Source organism: Rhizobium pantanalense, assembly GCF_030182525.1.
In the GTDB taxonomy this organism is placed as follows: Bacteria; Pseudomonadota; Alphaproteobacteria; order Rhizobiales; family Rhizobiaceae; genus Rhizobium.
In genome coordinates, this window is sequence record NZ_JAQJCH010000004.1 from 202,369 (window position 1) to 226,901 (window position 24,533).

27 protein-coding genes and 1 pseudogene are annotated in these 24,533 nt (G+C 57.4%); 17 read left to right on the forward strand and 11 right to left on the reverse strand.

Annotated features, from left to right (window positions below):
* The first annotated feature begins 960 nt into the window (after nucleotides 1-960).
* Nucleotides 961-1,299 carry a hypothetical protein gene (locus PH558_RS12730; RefSeq protein WP_285204697.1) on the forward strand — a complete coding sequence of 113 codons (339 nt, stop codon included), beginning with the start codon at nucleotides 961-963 and terminating at the stop codon, nucleotides 1,297-1,299.
* A gap of 1,120 nt (nucleotides 1,300-2,419) precedes the next feature.
* On the opposite strand, the gene PH558_RS12735 is transcribed toward PH558_RS12730, so the two are convergent.
* The 3 genes from PH558_RS12735 to PH558_RS12745 form a co-directional block, all read right to left on the reverse strand.
* Nucleotides 2,420-2,632: a hypothetical protein gene (locus tag PH558_RS12735; protein ID WP_285204700.1), complete on the reverse strand. Its 213-nt coding sequence runs from the start codon at nucleotides 2,630-2,632 to the stop codon at nucleotides 2,420-2,422.
* 181 nt (nucleotides 2,633-2,813) lie between these two features.
* Nucleotides 2,814-3,107 (reverse strand): hypothetical protein, encoded by a 294-nt coding sequence (locus PH558_RS12740; protein WP_285204701.1) that lies wholly within the window; start codon nucleotides 3,105-3,107, stop codon nucleotides 2,814-2,816.
* Between the two features lie 221 nt (nucleotides 3,108-3,328).
* Nucleotides 3,329-4,480: a flavin-containing monooxygenase gene (locus tag PH558_RS12745; protein WP_285204702.1), complete on the reverse strand. Its 1,152-nt coding sequence runs from the start codon at nucleotides 4,478-4,480 to the stop codon at nucleotides 3,329-3,331.
* A 283-nt stretch (nucleotides 4,481-4,763) separates the two neighbouring features.
* Between PH558_RS12745 and PH558_RS12750 the strand changes: the two genes are divergently transcribed.
* The 6 genes from PH558_RS12750 to PH558_RS12775 all read left to right on the forward strand — a co-directional run bounded on the left by PH558_RS12750 (nucleotide 4,764) and on the right by PH558_RS12775 (nucleotide 9,414).
* Nucleotides 4,764-5,732, forward strand: coding sequence for an AraC family transcriptional regulator (locus PH558_RS12750; RefSeq protein ID WP_285204707.1), 969 nt, complete (start codon nucleotides 4,764-4,766; stop codon nucleotides 5,730-5,732).
* A 111-nt stretch (nucleotides 5,733-5,843) separates the two neighbouring features.
* On the forward strand, nucleotides 5,844-6,497 hold the full coding sequence (locus PH558_RS12755; protein WP_285204708.1) for a nitroreductase family protein: 654 nt from the start codon (nucleotides 5,844-5,846) through the stop codon (nucleotides 6,495-6,497).
* Nucleotides 6,498-6,528: 31 nt separating this feature from the next.
* On the forward strand, nucleotides 6,529-7,074 hold the full coding sequence (locus PH558_RS12760) for a carboxymuconolactone decarboxylase family protein (RefSeq protein ID WP_285204709.1): 546 nt from the start codon (nucleotides 6,529-6,531) through the stop codon (nucleotides 7,072-7,074).
* Between the two features lie 42 nt (nucleotides 7,075-7,116).
* Nucleotides 7,117-7,926 (forward strand): FMN-dependent NADH-azoreductase, encoded by an 810-nt coding sequence (locus tag PH558_RS12765; RefSeq protein WP_285204710.1) that lies wholly within the window; start codon nucleotides 7,117-7,119, stop codon nucleotides 7,924-7,926.
* Nucleotides 7,889-8,353, forward strand: coding sequence for a DUF3788 domain-containing protein (locus PH558_RS12770; RefSeq protein ID WP_285204711.1), 465 nt, complete (start codon nucleotides 7,889-7,891; stop codon nucleotides 8,351-8,353). Before PH558_RS12765 ends, PH558_RS12770 begins: the two co-directional genes overlap by 38 nt.
* A gap of 143 nt (nucleotides 8,354-8,496) precedes the next feature.
* Nucleotides 8,497-9,414, forward strand: coding sequence for an NADP-dependent oxidoreductase (locus PH558_RS12775; RefSeq protein ID WP_285204712.1), 918 nt, complete (start codon nucleotides 8,497-8,499; stop codon nucleotides 9,412-9,414).
* 421 nt (nucleotides 9,415-9,835) lie between these two features.
* Here PH558_RS12775 and PH558_RS12780 read toward each other — a convergent pair whose 3' ends face one another.
* The 4 genes from PH558_RS12780 to PH558_RS12795 all read right to left on the reverse strand — a co-directional run bounded on the left by PH558_RS12780 (nucleotide 9,836) and on the right by PH558_RS12795 (nucleotide 12,917).
* Nucleotides 9,836-10,462, reverse strand: coding sequence for a transporter substrate-binding domain-containing protein (locus PH558_RS12780; protein ID WP_285204714.1), 627 nt, complete (start codon nucleotides 10,460-10,462; stop codon nucleotides 9,836-9,838).
* 279 nt (nucleotides 10,463-10,741) lie between these two features.
* Nucleotides 10,742-11,800 carry a nucleotidyltransferase family protein gene (locus PH558_RS12785; RefSeq protein ID WP_285205013.1) on the reverse strand — a complete coding sequence of 353 codons (1,059 nt, stop codon included), beginning with the start codon at nucleotides 11,798-11,800 and terminating at the stop codon, nucleotides 10,742-10,744.
* 437 nt (nucleotides 11,801-12,237) lie between these two features.
* Entirely contained in the window at nucleotides 12,238-12,663 is a 426-nt protein-coding gene (locus PH558_RS12790; RefSeq protein ID WP_285204715.1) for a type II toxin-antitoxin system VapC family toxin, read from the reverse strand.
* Entirely contained in the window at nucleotides 12,663-12,917 is a 255-nt protein-coding gene (locus PH558_RS12795) for a type II toxin-antitoxin system Phd/YefM family antitoxin (RefSeq protein WP_285204716.1), read from the reverse strand. Before PH558_RS12795 ends, PH558_RS12790 begins: the two co-directional genes overlap by 1 nt.
* A 217-nt stretch (nucleotides 12,918-13,134) precedes the next feature.
* Here PH558_RS12795 and PH558_RS12800 point away from each other — a divergent pair.
* Nucleotides 13,135-13,351: pseudogene (locus tag PH558_RS12800) on the forward strand (IS5/IS1182 family transposase); the annotation flags it as partial.
* 341 nt (nucleotides 13,352-13,692) lie between these two features.
* Here PH558_RS12800 and PH558_RS12805 read toward each other — a convergent pair.
* Nucleotides 13,693-14,640: a LysR family transcriptional regulator gene (locus tag PH558_RS12805; protein ID WP_095433236.1), complete on the reverse strand. Its 948-nt coding sequence runs from the start codon at nucleotides 14,638-14,640 to the stop codon at nucleotides 13,693-13,695.
* A gap of 143 nt (nucleotides 14,641-14,783) precedes the next feature.
* On the opposite strand from PH558_RS12805, the gene PH558_RS12810 reads away from it, so the two are divergent.
* The 3 genes from PH558_RS12810 to PH558_RS12820 are packed head-to-tail and all read left to right on the forward strand — an operon-like array spanning nucleotide 14,784 to nucleotide 17,239.
* Complete coding sequence (locus PH558_RS12810) at nucleotides 14,784-15,923, forward strand: epoxide hydrolase family protein (RefSeq protein WP_285204717.1); 1,140 nt, start codon at nucleotides 14,784-14,786, stop codon at nucleotides 15,921-15,923.
* Complete coding sequence (locus tag PH558_RS12815; protein WP_285204719.1) at nucleotides 15,920-16,828, forward strand: alpha/beta fold hydrolase; 909 nt, start codon at nucleotides 15,920-15,922, stop codon at nucleotides 16,826-16,828. The genes PH558_RS12810 and PH558_RS12815 overlap by 4 nt, the downstream gene beginning before the upstream one ends.
* A gap of 18 nt (nucleotides 16,829-16,846) precedes the next feature.
* A complete protein-coding gene (locus PH558_RS12820; RefSeq protein WP_285204720.1) occupies nucleotides 16,847-17,239 on the forward strand; it encodes an ester cyclase in 393 nt (130 codons plus the stop codon).
* 239 nt (nucleotides 17,240-17,478) lie between these two features.
* On the opposite strand, the gene PH558_RS12825 is transcribed toward PH558_RS12820, so the two are convergent.
* Nucleotides 17,479-18,255, reverse strand: a complete 777-nt coding sequence (locus PH558_RS12825; RefSeq protein WP_285204721.1) for an SDR family oxidoreductase — start codon at nucleotides 18,253-18,255, stop codon at nucleotides 17,479-17,481.
* 481 nt (nucleotides 18,256-18,736) lie between these two features.
* Between PH558_RS12825 and PH558_RS34240 the strand changes: the two genes are divergently transcribed.
* From PH558_RS34240 to PH558_RS12850, 6 genes are all read left to right on the forward strand, one after another.
* Nucleotides 18,737-19,261, forward strand: a complete 525-nt coding sequence (locus PH558_RS34240) for a DUF4189 domain-containing protein (protein ID WP_350223809.1) — start codon at nucleotides 18,737-18,739, stop codon at nucleotides 19,259-19,261.
* A 98-nt stretch (nucleotides 19,262-19,359) separates the two neighbouring features.
* Complete coding sequence (locus PH558_RS12830) at nucleotides 19,360-19,809, forward strand: hypothetical protein (protein WP_285204723.1); 450 nt, start codon at nucleotides 19,360-19,362, stop codon at nucleotides 19,807-19,809.
* A gap of 235 nt (nucleotides 19,810-20,044) precedes the next feature.
* Nucleotides 20,045-21,028: a helix-turn-helix domain-containing protein gene (locus tag PH558_RS12835; RefSeq protein WP_285204725.1), complete on the forward strand. Its 984-nt coding sequence runs from the start codon at nucleotides 20,045-20,047 to the stop codon at nucleotides 21,026-21,028.
* A 278-nt stretch (nucleotides 21,029-21,306) separates the two neighbouring features.
* Nucleotides 21,307-21,678, forward strand: coding sequence for a lysozyme inhibitor LprI family protein (locus PH558_RS12840; protein ID WP_095433244.1), 372 nt, complete (start codon nucleotides 21,307-21,309; stop codon nucleotides 21,676-21,678).
* A gap of 81 nt (nucleotides 21,679-21,759) precedes the next feature.
* Nucleotides 21,760-22,131, forward strand: coding sequence for a hypothetical protein (locus PH558_RS12845; RefSeq protein ID WP_146214367.1), 372 nt, complete (start codon nucleotides 21,760-21,762; stop codon nucleotides 22,129-22,131).
* Between the two features lie 70 nt (nucleotides 22,132-22,201).
* Nucleotides 22,202-22,909 (forward strand): lysozyme inhibitor LprI family protein, encoded by a 708-nt coding sequence (locus PH558_RS12850; protein ID WP_285204726.1) that lies wholly within the window; start codon nucleotides 22,202-22,204, stop codon nucleotides 22,907-22,909.
* Between the two features lie 62 nt (nucleotides 22,910-22,971).
* Here the strand turns inward: PH558_RS12850 and PH558_RS12855 are convergent, their stop codons facing one another.
* The gene (locus PH558_RS12855; protein ID WP_285204727.1) at nucleotides 22,972-23,382 is read right to left on the reverse strand and encodes a dioxygenase family protein; all 411 of its coding nucleotides are present in this window, start codon (nucleotides 23,380-23,382) and stop codon (nucleotides 22,972-22,974) included.
* A 48-nt stretch (nucleotides 23,383-23,430) separates the two neighbouring features.
* Complete coding sequence (locus PH558_RS12860; RefSeq protein WP_285204728.1) at nucleotides 23,431-24,513, reverse strand: aldo/keto reductase; 1,083 nt, start codon at nucleotides 24,511-24,513, stop codon at nucleotides 23,431-23,433.
* Between the last annotated feature and the right edge of the window lie 20 nt (nucleotides 24,514-24,533).

The window sequence follows — 24,533 nt, forward strand, 5'->3', positions numbered from 1 at the left end:
GGCCTTAAAATCCCACGTCAGTCTACACCATAGTAATCGAACGTCCCGGGCAAGCTGCCCGGGACGCTATTGTTATAGGTCATTGATTTTTAAGCAGGACTGAGGCAGCTCCCTTTCGCCAATGCCACCTTCCGAACAATCTGTCTATTTGATTTTGGTTGGGAAGCGGGCTCTTTGATGCTGACAGGAGCGTCGTCACTCATCTTCTCGAACGCTTTATCGACCTGGGACTGTAGGTCGTCCATCCTTGATCACAGCCGTTTGACACTCGTGGGTCATTGTCACCGTGCCATCACTGAGCTTTGCGGAAAAGAGGTCGCCGGGGCGTTTCGGACGCAAGCACTGTCTTTGGACCACGCCGGGTGGCGTCAGATGCTGCAATTTTGTGGGCTGATGGGCAGCCAGACGCTCCGCCTCTGCCAACGCGGCAGTTTTGATTTTGAAGAGACCGACATCCTTGGCGAAGAACCAGCCAGAGTCGATTCCATCCTGCTTCTATGAGATGCTCTGCTTTGTCACGCTACACTCGCGGCCAGCATCCAACCGGCCGCGACGGCACCGTCAGCGTTCTTATGAATGTTGAAACGTTGTAGACATGCCTCGTTTCCTGCGATGTCCTAGGCGGAATCCTTGCTTTTCGTGATCGGCCCTATCCCTAGCGACATTGAACCCACGTGCCGGCAGACGTTTAGCATGCGCGAGGGAACATTCGCCCAGCCTACAGGTTGTTATCGGCCAATCATGGCGCGGGGACGAACGGTTGGGCGGAATCAATACAATGCGCCATCAACGTGAAATGGCGCAGGAGGGAATGATCGCTCGGGCCGCACGAGCGCCAGCGGCAGGGCAATCACTAATAGTCTCGTACTTTCTAGGAGCCGCCGTCACCCATCAAGGAGAAACGGAGGGCTTGTGCAGAGTTTGCATGGATTTTCGAACAGGCTCGCTGCGGGAACCATCATGGAAAGGTTGAAACGTCTTGCACAGGACAAGCTGTCCCAAAGGGAAATTGAAATCCTAAATCGAATATTCGACGCCGTTACGACCCAGAGCTGGTTCGATGATACCGACTATAGCCGGGAAGGTTTTGCTGTCGGACTGATCGGCTTATTTCAATATGGAATTGTTAATCCAAATCAGCTGGAAAGGATTGCGATGTTCTGGGCATGGAGTGACTTCCCCCAAACATGTCGAGGAGCCAGCGAGCTAAACTGCAATCGCTCTATGGCCATCACCAGGTGCGGCGATAAGCTTGCTCTTGAAAGGGTTCAATCGACGACGCCTTGTTCAAAAAGCTAAGTGACTGATAAATCGGAACACTACATGCCCTGCCTGCGCCGGTCCATCTGGGGCGGGATAGGTCTGCGTACCCACCATTGTTCCGAACAATGTCGGCATATTCAACTCACGAACTCAATAGCTATGGCCATTATCGGGACGCTGAACGACCTTCTCCCGACGAAGTGATTTACCGGTAAAAGTCTTCCTGATTTCCAGCCCCGTCAATCTTCCAGCCTGATCTCTTGACGGAGGCGACAGCTTTGAAAGAAGAGTCAATGCTACGGGTGATGGCTAGTGGATCGATTCTGACCATCATTTGCGTCAAAATAACCAAAGTTGAGCTGAGCATGAGTTCCGCAGACATCCAGTTACTTCTTATGCTCGTCAATGCGATCCTCTCTGCTAGAGTGCGCAAATGGAGTTTGACAACAATGTCCAGCGAATTAGGCGAACCGTGGTGCTGTCCCGCGCTTGGGTGAGTTCGGTTGCGGGTCAACGACAACGAACTGAAATCGTCGTTGCTGGCGTGATGAATTTGTTGACGGAAAGGCGTGCCGAATGGCGAAATGGGAAGCAAATGACTTCGGCCCTGAAAGCTTTGCGCTGGACTCTGACAAGGGGTTGCGGCCGGTCACCGCGGACGAGTTGGGACGTCAGATAATTCGGATCAATCGGCTCTGTACGATTTTGTCCCGTGTTCTCTCTGCGGCGAAATAGCCGTGACGGACCGCGAGCGCATCTGAACGGAGATTGAAGAGTTTCAGGATCAGAACTTTAAGGCGTACAGGTCTCTGCTTGGGCATGACGCTGCGAACAGCCCGTAACCAGCTCTTCTTTAGATCCAAATTGCTTCGCCTTTGAGGAGACGCTGGTCAGTGCCGCGGCGCTATCTACCTATCGCCAACCGGCTCTGCATCGAACCGGCGGCGTTACTCCGAAAGCTGCAATTCCGAGCTTCCCGCGGCCCATCTCCTGGAAGCGGTGGATGTAGTTCGATTGCCTCTTTCGAGTTTCCTTCGGGCGCGGATCAGCACTCATGATTACCCATAGCGCTAGAAAAATTCTCGGAAGGCATCAGTCGGAGGCGGTACCTTAGGATCCTGATTGCCGCTGGAAGGGAGCCATGCAAGCGCGCGCCTCAATTCGTCCGCCGTCCACCGCCCTCGGCCCGGAGCTGATCGATGGCATCCAGCGCCTCATCCGCCGACCACCCCGCACGCAGAGCCGCGGCGACCAGGCGAACCTCCACCTCCTGCTCCAATTTAAGAAAGGAAACCTCGAGCGCTTCTTTCGCCGTCACGACATGATCGTCATGGCACGCAACATCAGGAATTCTTGCAGTCTTTGGCACAGTACTCTCCCATCAAGTTGAGGGACTGTTTCAAATGGTTTGATTGCCGTCTGGATCGCCGAAGGGATTTGCGCCAGCCCATTGCGCAACTAAGAGGTTCAGTAGATGTCTAATCAACGACCGCGTCACTGCCGGACGCCAAGAATAGATGCGAGTGGGGAAAGCGCGCGTATCAGCGCTGCTAATCGCAGCGCCGGATGGTTTTAGTGATCTGATCACCGTTTTCATCGGTGCGAGTGACGGTCCTTGTCATGCATCCGCCGCGGTCACTATAGCGATCGTAACGATCACGATCGCGAACCGATCCAATGGCAATGCCCCGATCGCTTAGCGCCACATATGGGTGGGGATGGCGATGATGACGATAGCCTTGATCATACGAAGGCCCATCGACGATTACCTCCTCTGCAACCGCAGCCGCAGGCAAGCCAGCACCAATAACGATGGCCGCACAGGCAACAATTATCTTTCGCATTTGCGTATCCTCCTTAATTTCCCTCATAATTAACTGGCAAAGCGGAATAATGTTCCACCCTGCGCGCCTTATGGCCGAGTATCGTGCGAAGCCTCTTCACATCCTGACCGGTGCTGCCATCATCTTTCGGAAGCGATCAAAGGGGCATTGGCGCGCATTTAAAGAAAGTTTGTGGAGCCGGGACTGCGTAGCGGGCGACACCCTTATTAGTTTGCGCCACTTCAACTCCGCCCAGATGAAACACTTTGCGCGCGGGTCGTTGCCGCAATCGACTTTGCGATTTGCAATGCCTCGATCCCAATCTGACGAAGCAGGCCGGTGGCGGCGGGATTGAAGCCGCAGAAGTATAGATTGTCCTTTCCCGGCTGAAGCTCGTCCCTTGCCGGCTTCCCGGCATTCGAAAACCGCTCCGCCAAATCCGGCAGAAATGGTTCGAGAGATGGTCTATAGCCGGTCGCGAGCACAATCGCATCGAATTCAACGGATCGGTCATTGACGAAGAACACGTTGGCGCCGTCCGACATTTCGATGCCGGGAAACACCTTAATCAGACCGTCCCTGATCTTCGCGATGGTACCAATATCGATCAAGGGAGTCCGACCTTGCTCTATCATCGTGGTCAGAGGACCTTGCCGGGAGCGCTTGAGACCGAATTGCTCGATATCGCGGTAGCGCAAGTGCAGAATGGGCGCGTTTACTGCATCGACCATTCTGCACGGAAAGTGTTGTTGAGCGATGGCGATCGTCGCACTTGGCAGGCCTAAAATCTCCCTCGGTACGACATTCACCGGACCGCGGACCGACATGGCGACATCAAGACCCGCTTCGGCACATTCCAGCGCGATCTCTCCTGCCGAGTTTCCAAAGCCGACGACCAGAATTCGACCTGCGTCGAGGCCTGAAGCATTCCGGTATTCCGAAGAGTGAATGATAGTTCCTGGAAAATTGTTCTGACCGTTCCAATGCGGCCTAACGGGAACCCTTGAGAGACCGGTCGCGATTACGACGGCTCTCGCCTCAAATGCATCGCCGTCGATGGTCTCTACAATCCAATCCGTCTTTTTCGCTACCCGCGCCACCATCTTGTCGGTGAGAATTCGAAGGTTGTTTTCCCGCGCATAGCTTTCAAGATAGTCAATGACCTGCAGTCGCGACGGATACCTCGGAAAACCGGCGGGCATCGGTCTTCCCGGAAGGGCTGAATGGCTCTTGTCAGTATGGAGGTGAAGACGATCGTAGTGCCGCCGCCACGACGCGCCAAGCTTGCTCGTCGCTTCCAGAATGATCGAACGGCAGCCTTCTGCACGGAGAGCCGCGGCGCATGCCAGCCCCGCCGGGCCCGCACCGATAATGACTGTCTCCTCGTCAGTCATTTCCAATTCCTCGAGCAAGTTCCTATCTTCAACACTGTAGGCTACACTATCATTGGGCCTCAGCCTAACCATACGCAGGTGAGCTTAGGTTTAACTCGCGAGGACTTAGGGAAGGCCCGCGTTTTCTCATGGGGTTACCCGATTAAATACACTTTGTTCCAATTCACGACGCAACACCCCGCTCCTTCACCGTGAACTTTGACGCTTGTGGATTAGGCCATGGAGTGCGTTTGGTTATCGTGCAATACGAAGAAATGCCTGAACCGTGGATTTCTGAGGTCCTATGTCTGAACTCGATTGGCTGAGCCAGCTGCTGCAAATCGTCACGGTCACCGGCCAGCTCGAGGTGCGCTGTGCCTACGGCGCTCCGTGGCGCATTATATGGAACCGGGCCGCGGCGAACGAAATTCCCTACCACGTCGTCGTCAGGGGCCGGGCGATCTTCGAGGATCCGGAGGCAAGAACCCGACGGGAGTTAACGAGCGGCGATATCGTGCTGTTACCGCACGGTGCGGCGCATGTACTGCACGATGGCAGCGGGCAGACGCCCGTTCGCACGCAGCAGCGGCAGAGTACCGCCGGCTGGATGCTGAGCGAGAACGACAGCGACGGCGAACAACTCGACCTGTTGTGTGGGCGATTTTTCATTTCGCCGCCGCATGATCGATTGGTTCGCAACTACTTGCCCCTCGATCTGGTGGCACGGACCATGGATGGCCCCGGAGAAGAGGAGGTCGCGTCCGCAACTGGTCAACTCTCCAGTCTGGTAGGGCTGATGCGCATGGAAGCGGCCGGCGACCGACCGGGGGGACGCGCCGTTCTCAATGCGCTGTCTTCGGCTCTTTTTACGCTGGTATTGCGTGCGGCCAGCCAATCCGCAACGGCTCCTGAAGGTCTGCTGGCTTTGGCCGGCCACCCGCGGCTGGCGCCGGCAATCAGCGCCATGCTCGCTGATCCAGCCAAGCCTTGGAAGTTGCCTGATCTGGCGGACCTGTGTGGCATGTCCCGCGCAACGTTCATGCGACACTTCCAGGACAGGCTCGGTTGCTCCGCCCTCGACCTGTTGACCGATTTGCGCATGAGTCTGGCTGCCAACGAGCTCAAGAAGCCAGCGATCAGTACCGAGGCAATTGCCGAAACGGTCGGCTACCAATCCGTTTCGGCATTCCGGCGCGTGTTTGCCGAGAAGATGGGAATGACGCCAGGGGAATGGCGCAGGCTGGCGCAGACCGGCGCGAAAACTGCGAGTTAGCGTTGGCTAGGTTTGATCCTTTTTAGCATCATATTGAGGCAATTTAGTCTCGATAATATCACCCGCGTTCGTAAAATCGGCTCCGTAATCACTTGATGAGGGAGCCACTCAATGAACTACATCAGCAACACAGCCTCCGAAACGGCACCGACGAATGCGGTCATCGAAACCATCCTCAGCCGCAGCGCCGCCAAATATTACGACACTACCGCCACACTCACCGACGATCAGATCCGGGATCTGGTACGGATCGGCACGTCAGCGCCGACGTCGTTCCACCTGCAGAACTGGCGGTTTATCGCCGTCCGCACACCTGAAGCCAAGGCCCGGCTCCATCCGATCGCCTGGAAACAGCCTGCGATCCTCGACGCCGCGGTTACCTTCGTCATCATCGGCCAATTGGCCGATGCCAGCACCGTTCCCGAGCGTCTGGCGCCGGTCGTGGAAGCCGGCATCATGCCGGCGCACCTAGTGCCGGAATGGGAAGCACCCGCTCGCAGCCTTTATGACAATCAGCCCCAGCGGCAGCGTGACGAGGCGGTTCGTTCTGCGACCTTTGGTACCGCCGCAATAATCTATGCGGCGCGCTCGCTGGGCCTCGGTTCGACGCCAATGATCGGCTTCGACGCGGAGGCCGTGCATCGCGAGTTCGGCCTCGCCGAAGATGAAATCCCGGTCATGCTCTTGACCGTCGGACCCGAGCGGTCCGGCAATTGGCCACAGAAGCCACGCCTGCCCGTGGCCGACGTCCTGTCCTTCGCATAACCCACCTCAATCAACATTTACGGAGACTACCATGACTAGGACGACCGTTCTGACGCCGGAACAGGTGCCGGCTGCATCCAAAGAGACCCTCGATGCTTTCACAAGAAACATCGGGTTCACCCCAAACATGATGGCGGCCTTTGCGCAAAGCCCGATCGCCTTCAATGCATGGGCCGCCCTGCTCGGCTCACTTAGCAAGACGCTTGATGTGAGGACAAGGGACAGCATCGGCCTTGCTGTCTCAGAAGTGAATGGCTGCAACTATTGTCTCACGGTTCACAGCTTCACCGCCGAACATATGGCCAAGCTGCCAGCCGAAGAGATCATTCTCGCTCGCAAGGGCCATGCGAATGACCCGAAGCGGGATGCGGCAGTGCAGTTCGCCCGCAAGGTTATCGAGACCCGAGGGAAAGTCAGCGATGCTGATCTGAAGGCCGTTCGCGATGCCGGGTTCACCGAAGCAAACATCATCGAGATCGTCGCTCTGGTCGCCATGTACACGCTGACGAACTTGTTCAACAACGTCTTCGATCCGGACAAGGACTTTCCGCCCGTCGCCGCGGCCGGCTCGATCTGAGTCCCGGCTCTCGCAACCTCATGAAGTTGTTGGATCAATCCCATGAACATTCTCCACATCGATAGCAGTCCGCGCCAACAATCCCATAGCCGTCAGCTTTCGGCGGCGATCGTTAAAAGGCTTCTTGAGGTTGCGCCTGGCGCGGACATCATCCGGCGTGATTTAGGCGCCGATCCCTTACCTCAAACCGTTGCCCTTTATGCCGCCGCGCTGGCGTCGCCGGCGACTTTGGCGGCCCCACCGGAAGGGTCGCTCGATCTTTCCGAACAGCTTATTCGGGAGATCGAAGTGGCCGATGCGATCGTCATCGGAACGCCGATGCACAATCTGACCATTCCCTCGGTCCTCAAGGCCTGGATCGACCAGATCCTGCGCGTCGGCCGTACAATGAAATCAACACCAGGCGGGAAAGTAGGAATGCTGCGCGACCGTCCGGTCTTTATCGGCGTGGCTTCCGGCGGCTTCTTCACCGGCGAGCGCGCCAACCAACCGGATTTCCTGACACCCTACCTGTCGGTCGCGCTCAGCTCCATCGGGCTGAAGAGCCAGCAGTTTCTGCCGCTTCAAGGAACTGCCTTCCTTGACTGGGAGCAGGCGGCAGAGACGAGAGACAAGACGCTTGCTGTTCTGGACCGCACCACCGTGGAGCGCCTGACGGAAATCCGGCATCAACCCGCAATGATCGCAAGCGCAGGTAGATTGCATCGCGACCTCTCCTCGGTTCCACGAGCATCGCCACGCGCGCTGACCGAAAACTTCCAACGTTTGCACATCAACCATCCGGCGGAGCCGGACCATCAACATGAGGGTTCAGATGATTTTATCGACGTCTACGCTTCCCAAGATCGGTGACAGGATCACCGGCAATTCAACGCCGCCCGATGACGGCGCCATCCGTGAATGGCTGGGCTCGGAGGCATACCGTCAATGGACCGAACTGCGGACCTGGATCGACGCCTCCTACCCTGGGGTGTTCGCACCGGACTGGCTTTATGGCGGAAAGAACCGCGGCTGGTCCCTGCGCTTCAAGAAGACCAGGGCGCTTACAACTTTGGTGCCGGAATATCGGCGGCTCTCGGCCATCGTCGTGATGGGCAGAGCCGAACGTGAGAAGTTCGAGGAGCGGCGTTATTTTTGGCGACCGCAACTGGTCAGCGCCTTCGATGACGCAAAGACCTACATCGACGGGAAATGGCTGGCGCTTCCAGTCTCATCCAAAGATGACCTGCAGGATGTGACAGAGCTTTTGGCGATGAAGCGTCCGCCACTCCCACGCTGAGTATCCCATCATCTGCAATAGTTCCGCTCAGGTCGACACCGAGCGGACCGCAAAGGGCATCTACCCACGGCACCCAGGGGAGATCGAAGTGGTCTCCCACGCTGTATCACCACAATCATCAAAACATCTAAGGAGACAAATCGATGAAAGCGATCATAGTAACCGACGAAGCCGCCGGCACGGCCGGCATGTCATTGGCGGAGCGGCCGCAGCCACAGGCGGCGATAAACGACGTCATCGTTGAAGTATGCGCGTCGGGCTTTGTACCAACCGAACTGAGCTGGCCGTCGACCTGGACCGATCGCGTCGGCCAAAAGCGGACGCCAACCATCCCGGGTCATGAGTGTGCCGGCGTGGTAACGGCTCTCGGCTATGGTACGACCGGCCTATCTTTGGGACAGCGCGTGTTTGGCCTGACGGACTGGTACCGCGACGGCACCCTGGCGGAATATGTAGTCGTAGAAGCCCGCAACCTTGCGCCGCTACCGGGGGACGTGGAGTTCACGGTGGGTGCCAGCCTGCCGATCTCCGGCCTGACTGCCTGGCAGGGGCTGTTCCAACACGGCCGTCTTCAAGCTGGTCAGAGCGTCGTTGTACATGGCGCCGCCGGTGCGGTCGGTTCGATCGCGACCCAGCTGGCCCGAGAGTTCGGAGCCTATGTCATCGCTACCGGGCGCGCCGCCGACCGGCAGAAGTCGCTGGAATTTGGCGCAAACGAGTTCGTCGATCTGGCAAATGACACGCTTGAGGAGATCGGGAGCGTCGATCTCGTGCTTGACATGATCGGCGGTGAGATCCAGAGGCGCTCCGCCGGCCTGGTACGACCCGGAGGTACGCTCGTTTCTGTCGTTGGCCCGGTTGAAGCGCGCCCTGCCGATGGTCTAGCGATTGATTTTGTGGTTGAGTCTGATCGCGCTCAACTGAGCGAGATCGTTCAGCGGGTACGCGACGGACGCCTTCGAGCGAACATCGGCAACATCTCAACGCTCGATAATGCCGTCGCCACTTTCAACTCGACGGAGCGATGGACAGGAAAGACGATCATCCGTACTCGAGGATGAGAGACTAGCGGCATCGGTGAATTGAGCCGTTGATTTCCTGGAGCGGTCCCAACTTGAGACCTCACGACCGGAGGAACAACTCCGGCCGTTAAGGCTGCGACATCAGGGGTTTGCTCTTGAAGGGACCCGAACCTTTGACTCCCTAGAGCGACTAATATTCGCACATTTTTTCAAAGGCTTACGGCGACTGTATTGGTGGATGTGGGGCAAAATGTGTTGAGGCAACCGCTCTATAGCCGCCATTTCCCCAATCTAGCGCCTTGGAAGCAAAAGCGCTTGGCTTTTCTCAGAGGGAATTGTTCCCACGAAATCCCATTTGAGAGTCCACATCGACGAAGGCAGGTTGCGAAGCCGGATCAAGACTTGAAGAAACATGGCATTGCCGCGGCAGGTATGACGCCGCGGCAAAAGTGGCGTGGATTTACTGAACTATGCTTTTGATCGGATCTTTCGGGGCGGGGTTGAAGCCCACCAGATCCGTCGCGAGCTTGGCGTAGGTGCCATCCGCAATCATGTCAGCGAGAGCCTTATTGACGGCCTTAACAAGTTCAGGCTTGCCCTTCTTGACCGCAAAGCCCTTCTGGATATGGCTGACGAAATCCGGCAAGACCTTGAGCGGCATGTTTGCGGACTTGATCATGTAGCCGGCACCGATCGCATCGGTGATTTCGGCATCGATGTTGCCGTTGATAAGATCTTGGATACCGTCGGTCTCGGCCTTGTAGCCCTTCACGGTCGCGCCCTTGTCTTCAGCAATCTTGGCGAAGGTTGAGGATGCCAGCGCGCCGACAGTCTTGCCCTTCAGATCGGCCGGTGTCTTGATGGAAGTGTTGCTCGGAACGACGACGACACCGCCGGATTCGAGCCAACCATCGGCAAAGACGACCTGTTTCTGGCGTTCCGGCGTAATGTCCATTGCGCCGCTGGTGATATCGTATTGATCGGCCTGGAGACCGATCAACAGCGATTCCCACGCTGTTGTGACCTGGCGCTGGCGATAGCATCTTGGGAGAGTATCGGCTCGCCCCGCGCTTGGCTGTGACAGCACTTTTTAAAGACGGCGACCCACAGCAACAAAATCGGATCTGTTGATGTGAGGGGATATGAACTGGCGCCCTGCATGCGTCTCACGCGTAAGTAGACCTGATGTCGTGCAACAGCACTACGGACGTTTTCTTCCGCAGGACAAGGCAGCATTGACCGCCAAGATTTTGAAGCAGGTCTGCGAAGCGGTACGGAGAGCTGAGTCAGACAAAGCTTAGGCTCAGCGCAACCTGATGCGAATGAGCGCTGTCATAGGGCCCGCCTTTTCGAGGAGGCCCAACCGTTATCGCCTGAGAGTGCCAACCATTCGATTGATAGCGTCCCCATACTCCTTGTGCATGGTTTCGGCCGCTTCCGAGATCGCCAGCTTCCAAGCAGGCCCGCGATCCCATGCCTCCTCCAGAGCGTCAGCCAGTGAAGGCCCATGGCCCGTGACCGGCAGGGCATCGAATAGTATTCCTGCCTGTCTAAGGTCTTTATCCCGTTTGGCCTGGCCGCCGGCGTCGCTTTGGCGGCGACCGGCAATGATAAGCTTGTGCACCGCGTACCTGCAAGGATCAGGGATGACAACTGAGATACCGGCACCATGTAGCAGGATCGAACGAACGGGATCACGGATCAAGAAATCCATGAATCTTAGCGGTTCGGCTGACGCGCCACCGAGAGCGGGCCTGTTGGCGGGTTTGTCGGAATATTCTTCGGCTCCCCTGTTTGTCGTCATGAACTCGACCCTGTAACCGGTTTGATTCCGAAAGGCATGAGATCGAGAGCTGCCGCTGATATGCGGCACTGCGCGGAACGTCGGATCAAGCCCTTTTAGGAGATCGAGGATCGGCGGCAGCGAATCCGCCACCTCGGCGGAAATCGCGAAGTCCTGAGCTAGGTCTGCATCACCTGTTAGGATCGCCGCCGAAGGCAGACGGATGCCAAGATATGCCGAGTAGCATTGAAAAGCGACCGTGCCGATGAGAACACCGCGCAACCGGAAGAGACCGGCCTTGGCAAGCGCCTGTACGATATCCCCGGTAAAGCGATCAGCGGCAATCAAACCGGCCTCGCGCGTTAGCGTGGAAACGAACTTGCGGCGAGCCTTAAAGTCTGACTTCTCACCCTTGAAGGTTTCGACCCGTTCCGAAATCAAGGGATCGTCGGCAGGCCCGACGTACCGGCGCTTCTGCCCACCCTCACCATCGGGTTGGTCGAAATACCAATAACGCCGACCATCGACTGTCACCGGCACGAATCTACCCGATGGGGGGAAGTCTTCCGCCCAATCATCATCAAATGCCCGTTGCTGGAGCTCCGCGACCATGGTGCGGAACATGAAATCAATCTGCTTAATCACGGCGGCCTCTATATTGTTTTCGCAAATCTAGTATAGCTTCAACCTATAAGCAAGCTTGGCTGCTTTACCCAGTAGGCACTGCCGCGCCTCCACTCCTCCAATACCAGTCACTACCCACCGTGATTCTTATTATACTATTTCCGCCAAAATAGTATAGCAACGCGATCGAATTGCCGCTCTTGATACGAACGCGTGATGCCCTGCCCAGACGGGTTAAGCGCCTGATTAAACGGACTTTTTTTGGATAATCGGGTTTATGGAACAGAAAGCAAAGTGGATTCCGCGCCGACCCGTTTATCTGCAAGTGGCGTGTAGCCGCAAGTCGAAGCGGTTCCTCCGCTTGGCGATCGCTCGCCTGCAGCTCGGTCCAGCCGCAGTCTTGCCGTTGCGGCTAGAAAACCGGTCGAGATGCAATCAGATGATGCAGACGATTTTTATGCCGACATATCCCAAGGATTCACGAGCGCGATACCCATGCCCTCGAAATCCTTGATATTGCGCGTGACTAGCGTCATCCGACGGGTGACGGCTGTCGCCGCAATATAGGCGTCATTGATCGGCTTGGGATTTGGCACGTGCCATTTCGCCGCCTGAACAGCCGCCGCCTCATCCAGGGGCAGGATGCGGCCGGAAAACGCCATGAGAACGGTATGTTCCAGCCAGTTGCGCAGCACCTTTCCGGCGGCGGCATCGTTATGCTCCACCAACCGGACGCCAATCTCCAGTTCGTGCAGGACAACGGAGGAAATGAAGGTCTCGGCCGGATCGACGGTTTCGTTCCAGACGACGACGTTGGGATCAGCCTTGCCGCTCGCGACCTTGCGCAGCTCGGACACGACATTAGTATCGAGCAACAGCATCAGGACAGATCAACCGACTGGGCACGTTCCATGCGCTGCGGGAGCGGCAAGTCAACATCTTCCGCCCCCGACGCTGCCAACATGTCACCAAGCGTTCGCATTCTGCCTGTAAGCCGTTTGTATTCATCGAACGACAAAAGGACATGCGCAGGCCGACCCCTGTCGGTGATAATGACAGGCCCGTCCTTGGTGGCGCGCTTTGCGCGCCCAAGGTCCTGATTAAGTTCTCGTCCTGAAAGCGTGGTCACGGTCATAGCGAACCTTCGAGAATCGTAGTTACGTAACCACATTTAATCCGCATGGACCGGTATTGCAAGATGGAGCGGTTCGCTGGGCAACGTCCGAACGCCGACTTGAATGTTATCGATCGCGTCAGCGCGACGTGAACCGAGTGTTGTCGGCGTTGGTGCATGGATCGTTCATCACGGCTGAAGTACTCGATCCGGATCGGAACAAGCCAGCCTTCTGATTATGCCTTTTAAGCACATCGCCTCCGTCGCCATCATATCAGCGAGATGAAGTTCAAGGCCACAAACTACGTGGAATACGAGGCAGGTCTTCAGCGGCTCGGTAGCCTGACCCATTGGATGACGCCGAGGGCTCTGTCGTCCCGGCAGGCGACGAAGCGGACAACGCCCGGTGGCCACAGTCGCGCTATTCCGATTTGGCGATCGAGACCGTCTTGACGACATGGCAGCGGATATCAGAAATTACTGCCTCTGCGGCGATGGACGTGACGTGGTGCCTCTGAGCCTCGTTGAAGCTGACATACACTCTGGGAGGCTGCGGAATCTACGGTCCGATCCGAACTTGGCATACGCATTCCTGCTTTATTGCGTGTCAATCAGCACCGAAATTGGATCAGTATTACCCCGCCAGAGGGGTCAACATTCCATGCTTAAACACATGCTTACTGTTGGCTTCAACGTGAGCGCCTCGAACAGCATAAACCTTTTGCCATAAAGAACCAGGTAGCCGCGCCCCAGAGAAATGTCCGCTAAAGGTGGACAGTACAACCATTAGGTAGACTCAGACATGGGGCGGCTGAACCGCCTGATCCACACGTACCGGACGGCCAGTGCCAAGCAGGTGTGAATTTTCGACGAGGTAGTCAACGAAACACCTGATACGCACCGGCATGTGGGCTCCGCCGACGAATACCGCATGGATCTCTTCCACTTCGCCGGGATTGAACTCCTCGAGAAGCGGCACGAGTTGTCCAGACCGGATTGCGTCCTCGACGGTCTGCGTTCCCACGCGCGTAATTCCCACACCCTCTGCGGCGAGTTGCCCCAGCGTCTCGCCATTGTTTGCTTCTACACTGCCTTTGATAGTCAAACGATAATCGAGCCCGTCTTTCCGAAACGGCCAGGTTGGGGCGGCTCGCTTGAAGTTGAACCCTAGGCAGTCGTGATCATGAAGGTCCTCTGGAACCTGCGGCGTGCCCCGACGTGCGAGGTATTCCGGGGATGCGACGATCACCTTGCGCGTTTCGCCGAGCTTTCGCGCGGTCAACGCCTCATCGGTCACGGGACCGAAGCGGATGCCAACGTCCGCTTGCCCTGCGGCGATGTTCACGATCGTGTCGGTGAGGTTGACGTCGAGCAAGATGCCGGGATACCGCCTGATAAACTCGCCCAGAAGCGGGACCAGCGATAATCTCCCGTACTGGATGGACGTGGTCACCCGAAGACGACCGCGCGGGGAACTCCGGTCGGAGATCATCTGCTCGGTTTCGCGGAGATCCGCGAGAATTCTGCGCGCCGCCGATAGATAGGCGGTGCCCTCCGGCGTAATTGTCAGCAATCGAGTACTGCGCAGCAGCAGCCGGACCCCAAGCCTTGCTTCGATGCGATCAACGATCCTGGCAACCGAAGACGGCGCAAGACCGAGCCGGCGGCCGGCCGCGGAGAAGCTTCCCGCTTCGGCGACTAACGTGAACATCTCAAGATCACCTGTCACTTCCATCCCATCCATTTATGCGTCCTGCGCAAAAGATTTTCGCGGAAAGATGGGATACACAGGCCAAAAGAAAAGCCCATCTTTGCGTCTGATCGAATGATGCAACCTTCCGTTCGTGGAGCTAACCCGCGGTCGAATAAATTGGAGGGCAAAACAGGATGATCTCGCCATTTAAGATCCACATATCGGATGAACGCCTCGCTGCGATCCGCGATAAGGTCGAGGCGTATGACTGGTCTCAGCTTGCCGACGTCGGCGGCTGGTCGGCAGGGGTCGGGGTGCGTGACCTCAAGCGCCTGGTAGCCTACTGGCTCGACAGCTACGACTGGCGTGAGGTCGAGCAGCGTCTCAACCGGCTTCCGAATTTCAAGACGGATGTGGAGGGCGAAGGAATTCACTTCCTCCACGCCAAAGGCGATGGCGCCAAGTCACCTATCCTCCTTCTGCATGGTTGGCCGGGATCCTATCTTGAGTTTGAACGCCTCATCGACCCGCTCGTCGCGGACGGGCACGACGTGGTCGTCCCTTCCCTCCCCGGTTTCGCGTTTTCACAGCCGATCACGGGCGTCATCGGACCACGGCGGGCAGCCGAACTGATGCATGTGCTGATGATGAGGCTGTTTCCAGGTCGCCGTTACGTCGTGCAGGGAGGAGACTGGGGCGCAGGGATCGCAAGTTGGATGGCTTATAGCCAGCCAGACGCGTTGCTTGGGTTCCACCTTAACATGGTCGGTGTGCTGGCCAAGGATGTTGTCCCGACTACCCCGGAAGAGGAGGATCTGCTCAGAAGGCGAGCCGTGATCCTGGACTGGGAGACGGGCTATAATCACGAACAGGAGACTCGCCCGCAGACGCTGGGGGTGGCGCTTGCCGACAGCCCGGTCGGAGCGGCTGGATGGATATTGGAAAAATTTGGCAAGTGGGCCGACCTGGGGACGATGGCAGACGGTAGTCCAGATCTCTGGAGCAAGTTCTCCGAAGATGAACTGCTGACCAACATCATGCTCTACCTGGCACCGTCATCGGTTGTTACTTCGACCTGGATCTATCACGGCAAGCGTCTGGAGGGATCGCAGACATTTCCGGAAGGCACCCGCATCGAGGTCCCAATGGGCGTAGCTGCGTTCCCCGACCCGGTATTCCTCCCTCCACCTAGGTCGCTTGCCGAAAAGACCTACAACGTCGTTCATTGGAGCGGGATGGCCAAGGGCGGCCACTTCGCTGCCCTTGAGCAACCGGAATTGATGCTCGCGGACCTGCGGACGTTCATCGCAAGGGTTGAGGGAAGCAAGCGTTGAGCGCGGCGAACGGAACAGCCACGAAGACCGTTGAGACGGGCACCCTTTCCATCGGTTACCTTGAACACGGGGCGCCCGACGGATGGCCGGTCGTTCTCTCACACGGATTTCCATACGACGTGCACGCGTTCGATGAAGTCGGCCGGACTTTGACGCGGGCCGGGGCGCGGGTCATTGTACCATATACTCGTGGTTTCGGACCGACGCGCTTCCTGTCGGACGAAACGCCTCGCAGCGGACAGCAGGCCGCCCGCGGCCTTGATATCGTCGAACTGATCGACGCGCTTGGGATCAAGCGGCCCATTCTTGGCGGCTTCGACTGGGGTGGAAATGCCTCATGCGTGGCGGCAGCCCTATGGCCGGAACAGATCGGCGGCTTGGTATCCTATGCTGGCTACGACATCATTGACGTCAACGAGCAACGGCACCCTGTGGCCCCCGCATTGGAAAAAGTCTTCTGGTATCAGCACCTGTTCCAGACGGAGCGTGGACGCGAGTGCCTGTCGCAACACCGCCGGGATCTCTGCCGGATGCTATGGAGCGAGTGGTCTCCAGCCTGGCGGTTTGATGATGCGACTTTTGCCAGGTCGGCCGAAGCGTTCGAAAATCCTGATTTCGCGGACGTCGTCATTAGCTGCTATCGCCATTCTTTCGGCCTTGAGGCCGGTGAGATGGCAATGCAGGAGTTCGAGGTCAGACTGGCCCAGAAGCCCGCAATCGCCGTGCCGGCTGTCACAATTGACGGGACCAATGACCCCCTGAAACCCGGTGGGACGTCGGACCATGCAAAAATGTTTGTCGGGTTTCATGAACACCGCATCGTCAACGCCGGACACAACGTGCCACAGGAGCGACCCGAGGAGTTCGCGAGCGCTGTCATCAGGGTCCACCAGCAGATCAGCTGAAGCCCCAGGAGGAACGAGATGACGGCCCCACTTTCGGAATTGTATCAAGAATATATCGACTGCCTCAATAACCGGGACTGGGGCAGCCTGGCGAACTACGTCGATACCGATGTCGCCTACAATGGAGAGATCGTCGGTCTTGATGCGTATCGGCAGGCGCGGGAGAAAGAGGCTCATGAGATCCCCGACTTGTACTACAAAGTCGACATCCTGGTCTCGGACGATAATAAGCTGGCGAGCCGTCTCGAATTTGACATCAGCCCAACCGGGGAGTTTCTCGGCCTTCCGGTCAATGGCCAGCGCGTGTCGTTCTGCGAGAGCGTCTTTTACGAATATATGGGCGGCAAGATCGTCCGGGTATGGTCGGTGCTCGACAAAGCCGCGATCGAGGCTCAGCTTTTCAAAAGCTGAGCTGGGCCGACTGCGAACAGGCTTTTTCAGAGACAGTACCCTTGGCACCAGCTACCACCGTTGAAATAATCAGTCTCCTCAAGGTCGACGACAGCGCTTCAAAATCGTTGCTCAGACATTTGCCTCAGAGATTGCATATGACCCTGAACCATACCTTGAAGCGATGCCGGAAAACGTTGATTGTGAGTCGGCAGACTGGCGGCTCCCATTCCCTTCTCTATTTTGAATGATACCTGCCACTATCGGAGCAGACCCTGGCCGCCGTCGACCCAGATCGGAGAGCCGGTGATATGCCTGGACTTACCGGACGCCAGGAAGGCGATGACGTCGGCGACATCTTCACTGCGTCCCGGACGTCCTCCGGTAATGGGTACCTGCCCATCGGGCCAGACCACAGGTATCGCTGTTTCGTCTTGTTTTCGAAGCTTGGTGTTCGCTTCGATGTTCGTCTCGATTTCACCCGGGCATACAGCGTTGATGCGAATGTGGAAACGGGCAAGCTCGAGAGCGAGTTGCTGCACCATGGCGACCTGCCCAGCTTTCGTGGCTGTATAGGCTGTCGCGCCGGGTGTCGTGAAGGTCCTCGTCCCGTTGATGGACGATACAACGACGATGGATCCTCCGCCCGATCGCTTCAACTCGGGCACGGTCGTGCGGATCGTCAGGAAGGTGCCGGTCAGGTTGACCGAAATCGTGTCGTTCCATTCCGAAAGCTTCAGATCGTCGATGGGCGCCCATACACCATTGATGCCGGCATTGGCGACCACAACATCAAGGCGGCCATACTGCTTAACGAGCAGCCCCACAGCGGCATCCATCTGGCCTTCATCCGATACGTCCGCCAGAAGGGAGACGGCTTGCCCCCCGTTCGCCAGGATTTCCTGCACGGTGGTGGAAATCTCTTCTGGCGTGCGCCCGAGCGCACCGATTTTGTATCCCTCCGCGGCCAGACCAAACGCCGCCGCTTTTCCGATTCCGGATCCCGCTCCGGTGACAAGGGCAACGGCTGGCTTCATAGCGAACTCCAAGTTGTTGAATGGCGATGAAACCTCTGGATTAGCTTGAAGTTCCGCTAAACGGAGCTTCAGTACGGTGGATCGTTGTTTAGCTCGGTCGAGCAGATGCGGATGTGCTTGCCATGCATCTTCTCTCCCGGAGCCAAGGCGTAGCGATTCCTTTTAATGCCCTCTATCCATCAATTGCGTGCGGCGCGGCAAAGATTCCCCCGTGGCCTTCTCGTCAGACCGAGAGGTTGAGACACAGGCGGGCACGAGGCTCGATTGGTATCCCCGAGACCTGGTTTGAATATCATCGAGATCAAAGGGGCGCCGTAATCGAAACTCGATTACTTGGAAGTCAGCTTTGTCTCCTCCAGTCCATAATCTGTGTAAGCTTGTCCGGATTACACGACCCCAAGAGCGGCATGGGTGGTATCACCTGCACCGAGTTCATATCAAGCTGACGACTATATATCCGTTGAGCTATCGGCATACCTAAATGATAAGATCGTTGTCCGCGGCAAGTGTCCTCGTGGTGGCTGGTTTCCTGTTCTCAAGTTCGGACGCTCGTGCCCAATGCGCCGCAGGCATACCAGGCGCTGGCAATCCTGGCTGCATACCGCCATCGGCGCGAAATTCTCCATACAATCCACCAGGCGGCTATCCGTTGCCAAACGGGCCCGACGATGCCGTCCCGCCAGAATGGCATGACAGTTGGGGTGCGGTTGCAATGGATGAGGCAACGGGAAGTGCTGGCGAATCGCGTAACCAACTGAGCAAAGCGGCCGCTACGGACATGGCAATGCGGCAATGCCGAATTGGCGGGCCGCATTGCAAAGTGATTATCGCCTACTACAATCAATGCGTTGCGATTGCGCAGGTCCAAGGACGAACTGGGTTTTTCATTGCCGCGAGCAGGGCGTATCAGAGCGACGCCGACCAGTATGTGATGTCCGAGTGCAGTAGCCACGGCGCTTGCGAGGTCGTCTATCGTGCCTGCAGCGACGCGATTCGGATGCAGTGATCCGCGCATGACCGTCTTTCTGCTTCTCGGTCCTGTCGGCCTGCTTAGATGACAAATTATGGCTTTGGAATATCGTTCAGTGCATAAATGGAGGACGAATGTATAAGACGCTTGCTTTGGCCGGCTTGGCACTGGCCGTCGCTGGAAGTCCGGCCTGGTCTCAGATCTATGGCGATAAGGGCCTGGCCAAGGTGATCCACGACCTGTCGACGATGGAGGACGCTGATCTGAACGTCCATTCACCACGCACCGCTAAATTCATGGCGACCGTTTTCGACGGGGAGATCAACGATTGCAGCAGCAGCTCACGCCGTCTCTGTTCTTATCAGAGCGACGTGGAGACAGTGCCCGATCTTTATGTGGGCATCAAAAATGACCGGATCGAAAGCGTGATCCTGTTCGATACGAAGCAAACCTTGGGTCCGAAGTGGACATGCCGTCTGCCACCGGGAGCTACCATGAGCTTGTGCGTCCGCTCAAACCTTTCCCCCGCAGAACGGGAGCGGGTTACGGCCGCCTGGAACGGCGCTGCCAAGGGGCAGAATTAATGCCGCGGTAGTTCCTGACGGTCTCGCTCTTAGTCTTCTCTATAGCGCGGCGATCAGGATAAGGCGGATCAAAAGGAATCGATTACTGCCCTCATGAAGGGTTACGCCACGGGAGGCCATATTGTGCTCCAAGCGAAATCGATTTCGGGCATCACGAATTAACATGATGGATCAAACGAATATTACCGTAATGAATTACTCGACGCGCGAGTATCCGGTTCAGGAACGGTTCGGAATGTGGGTCGACAAGAACCACTGCGAGAACAGGCTGACCAGCGATCCCGACATAGCGTTCGACGCAAGCGCCAGCGGAGCGGCGCTAGGGCCCTTCATTCTGTCGAGCAGGAAGTGGCTCAATCGGGCCCACAAGGCGCGTTATGAAATGTCTCGAACTCGCCGGCAGATCAGAACCGATGGGCTGGATTTCTATCGCTTCACATTGCTGCTCAGCGGAGAGTTCCTTTCGCGGACAGCGTCCGACCAGCCTATAAAATCTCCGGGCGACCTCTTCCTGTTGGATGCAGCGCAGACAAACGAATGCCTCATAGAGGCCGGTGAGGCGATCTCCTTAGTGGTTCCAAGGGCTATGCTGCCAGACAGTACCGCTGCCGCCCATGGAGCGACAATCACGGGAGGGATAGGGCGGCTTCTGGCCGATCACCTGTCCTCATTGTTCGCTAATCTGAGCCAGTTGAGGATGGCTGACATGGATTATGTTGTGCGGTCGACCCATCAATTGTTGATTGCCTCCGTCTCCCCGACGCCGGATGCGATACAAGTGGCAAGTACGCCAATCCGTGCCGCGCTGGTGAGCAGAGTTCAGCGTTATATCGATCTCCATCTGCTCGATCCCAATCTCACACCGGATCGGATCTGTCGCGACATCGGTGTGTCGCGAGCAAAACTCTACCAATTGTTCGAGCATCAAGGCGGCGTGATGCGCCAGATCCAGAGCATGAGACTGCGTCTGGCCCGTGACAGTCTGGCAGACCGTTCGCTCGCACATCTTCGTATCGCGGAAATCGCCTGGAACCATGGCTTTTCGAACGAGCGATACTTCCATCGGCTGTTCAAGGCCGAGTTCGGCCACACCCCCCGGGAAACTCCCGATCAGATATCCGAGCGTGGATCGCCGTCCGGTGCCTGGCGGCTGGCGTTGGCGAAAGAACACCCGGATTCTTCCGGCTGGACCCTGCCTTTTGGCGTTCCCAATACTTAAAATCATGTCGGGCTCGTTGCCGGTTCACACAGCTGGACAGGTGGTGCTCATTTGTGGACCGGAAGAGACAGCTTCGGCCTTCCACTCAATCGGACGTACAACTATGCCTCAACCGAATGGCGACAACCGACTGTCTGCGAAACCCTTAAAAGGCGGCATCTGCCACTGATCGGTCGTCAACGTCAGCGCTGATTCCATCATGGCAACGTCACGTTCACTGACGCCATTTCGAACCTACCGGCCCCGTTGAGATGGGCCACGACCCAGGAGACACGACCATGAACTATTTACGCGGTGGAGCTTTATTCACCCTCGCCGTCTTGCTGAGCAGCTTCTTCACGAGCACCGGGCACGTCAAGGCAGCCGGTTTCGACTGCCGATATGCCAAAAGCCATGTCGAGAAACTCATCTGCGCGAACCCCGAGCTGTCCCGGTTTGACTCGCAGCTGAAGGACTTGTTCGTCACGGTCCAGAACGAGACGAGCGGCCACGACGGCGAGACCGGCGCACTCATCGACCCGATCGGCGACGAGCAGCGCCAGTGGCGCGAAACGGTCCGGGACCGGTGCCCGGACGTGAGCTGCCTTCGGAAGGCCTACACCGCGCGCATCCGTGAGGTCAAAGAGAAGTGGTCCGACTCCTTGCAATAGATCGGCTTCCATTCAACGAACATCCGCGATGTCATAGAAAGCAAAGAACAAGTGTCGATCATAACGAGATGGACGGCGCCTTTGGCTGTAATTCTGATCGTCGCGGTGACTGCAAGTGCCGCTACTGCCTATTGGATGACGACAAAGGCGCAACCGCCTGCAGCCCTTACCGTAGATCTTTCCGGTGAAAGGCAAACCGTGAGCGGTGAGTTCGATCAGCGTGTCAAAGCAAGCTTCCCGATCGGCTCCGCCGTGAGCGCAATGGGGGTTACGCTTCAAAATCAGGGTTTCTTCCGGCAAGACTGGAGTTCTTCGGTCGAGCGGGAACATGTGGCTATGAGACGCGAGGATAGCTTTTCTTGCAATCGAAGCGCGTATATCTACTGGCATGACGACGGCGCAGATCACCTGACCTCAATCAGAGGCGCCTATCGCGACGAAGGTTGCCTTTGAAAGGCCGTCTCCCGTTCCTTCTCACTTTATAATCCCGTCTCAACTGAAATCAGGATACCAGGACTGCCAAATGCTTCGAGCCACATTCAGCCCGCATGCCGCCATTTTCGCACTCGTCGTTCTTTCCCCCCATATTGCCTTTGCAGGCACTAAGCCTTCGTTCAATTGTGCCAAGGCTGACTCGACGGCAGAAAAAGCCATTTGCAAAAACAACGAGCTGGCTGCGTCCGATGCCGCGATTGCCATAGCGTATAAAAAGCTTCAAACCACACTCGATCCAAAGGCGGCAGCAGCGCTTGCGGAAGATGAGCGCTGGTTCATCGGCACACGCGACGCGATAGGCGAGGCTGCGGAAGGAATGGCGCGCTCGGATCTTGGCAGCGCACTTAAGGATCGGCTTAAATTTCTCAAAGCCATCAACCCGCATCCATCCGTCGATTTCGCCGGCTCCTGGCATAATATCGCGGGCGGTTTCGACATCACATCGGCACCCGATGGAACGCTAACCGTCAACGGTAACGCCGCGCATCCGGTGACTGGCAACTGGGTCTGCGAGTTCAATGGAAGCGCTAAACCGGACGGCGCCACCTTGGTCGTCAAAGACGAGAATGATAAAGGCGACGATAACTCTGCCGCCCTGCGACTCACGCGGGACGGTGCTGCGTTGAAAGTGGAAACGATACCCGCAACGACTGCCGCCGACGGCGCATCGCCTTATTGCGGCGTGAACGGATCCTTTGATGGTCCTTACTTCTCGGTTCCCTCCGGCTATTATTAGCCGCTGCCAAGACGTCCGATCCGAAAGCCACGCCGCCCGTAAGACGATCCGCCATTTAATTTTCAAAGTGAAAATCTTGATGGCCGCGCGCTGAGATGCCACCAACGCCCCTGGGTGCCGGTGAACTGGTGCCCGCGCAGGCGGAAACCCAGGCTGTCATAGTCGCCGTTTTCGTCGGCCTGCCAGATCTCGACGAGGCTGCCGGCTAAAGGGCGGCAACGATTGTCGAAGACGAAGCCAGCGACCGTTATTCGCTCGCCTCCGGGCGCATCCGGATAGAGGTCCCGGTTCAGCGGCGAGTTCGGCCTGAAAAACGGACCGGCTTCCCGTTCGAGGGTCACCTCGTCTCCATCGTCACATGCGGGGGTGAGCGGCAGCTCGGGAGCGGCCTGCGCAAACGCCCTCGTTCTCGCCGCCTCGATGAGAGGCAGCGTCAGAAAGGCCGTCAAAAGCGAACGTCTGTCGGAGGGCAAGGTTGGTCTTCCGGTTTGGAGGAATTCAATAGTGAGCTAGCCGGCAGGTCACTGCAGGCGCTGCGCGGCGTTCGCCTGTGCCTCCCTGATCAGGCCGGAATACATGTTCTCCTTGCCGGGATACCACGGCATCGTGCCGATTGACCCGAAGCCGGGGATCGTTTCCATATGTGCGACCATGCGGGCGCGCATGCGCTCGTCAGGAAGCGGGCCGGTCATTGCCTGGGCATTGTCGGTCATGTGGTCGGGGTTGGATGTGCCGCAGAGTACGGTTGTTACAGCCGGGTGCGCCATGACCCATTTCAGGAAGAATTGCGCCCAGCTCGTTGCTCCGAATTCCTGGGCGAAGCCTGGAAGCGGATGTCCCTCGACCACCTTCATCAGCCGCGCCTTTTCAAGCGGCAGATTAATGAGGACACCGACGCCCTTGTCGGCGGCGGCCGGCAACAGGCGGCGCTCGGCGTCACGGTTGAAGATCGAATAGTTCGTCTGGATGAAGTCGACATCGTCGCGTTGGACGATCGCCAATAGCTGGTCCTGGGCCGCCGACTCGTGATGGGTCACGCCCACGTGGCGTATGAGCCCTTCCTTTTTCCAGGCCTTCATCAGCGGAATGACGACCGGCGCATTGGTGATGCTGTGGCATTGCATGAGATTGATCGTATCACGCCATGTTCGCATACGCGATTGCCGGAAGCTTTCGACGGCGTGGCTTTCGTCCCCCAGATATTCTCCCGTCGACCAGACTTTGTTGGCCAGGAACATCTCGTCGGATTCGTCGAATTCACCCATGAACTGGCCGACGCTGACTTCCGCCGAACCGTAGAGCGGCGATGTATCGACCACGCGACCGCCTGCGGCGACATACCTCTCAAAGACCTGCCGCAGAGCGTCGCGGCGATCTCCGGGCTTCAGATCAAAGGTCAGGAAGGTGCCAAGACCCAAGGCTGTGACCCGTTCGCCGGTGCGTGGCAAGGTACGAGTCAATACATCCGGATTTGCTCCAGAAGCTGACAACGCCGCATTCGCTCCCTGGGTCTGCGCCGTAGCACGGGTGGCGAGAGCTATCCCTGTTGCCGCCGCACCCATCTTGCCAAGGAAACTGCGTCTGTTGATGTTTAACTTTGCCATAAAATCTCTCCTTGGTTCCT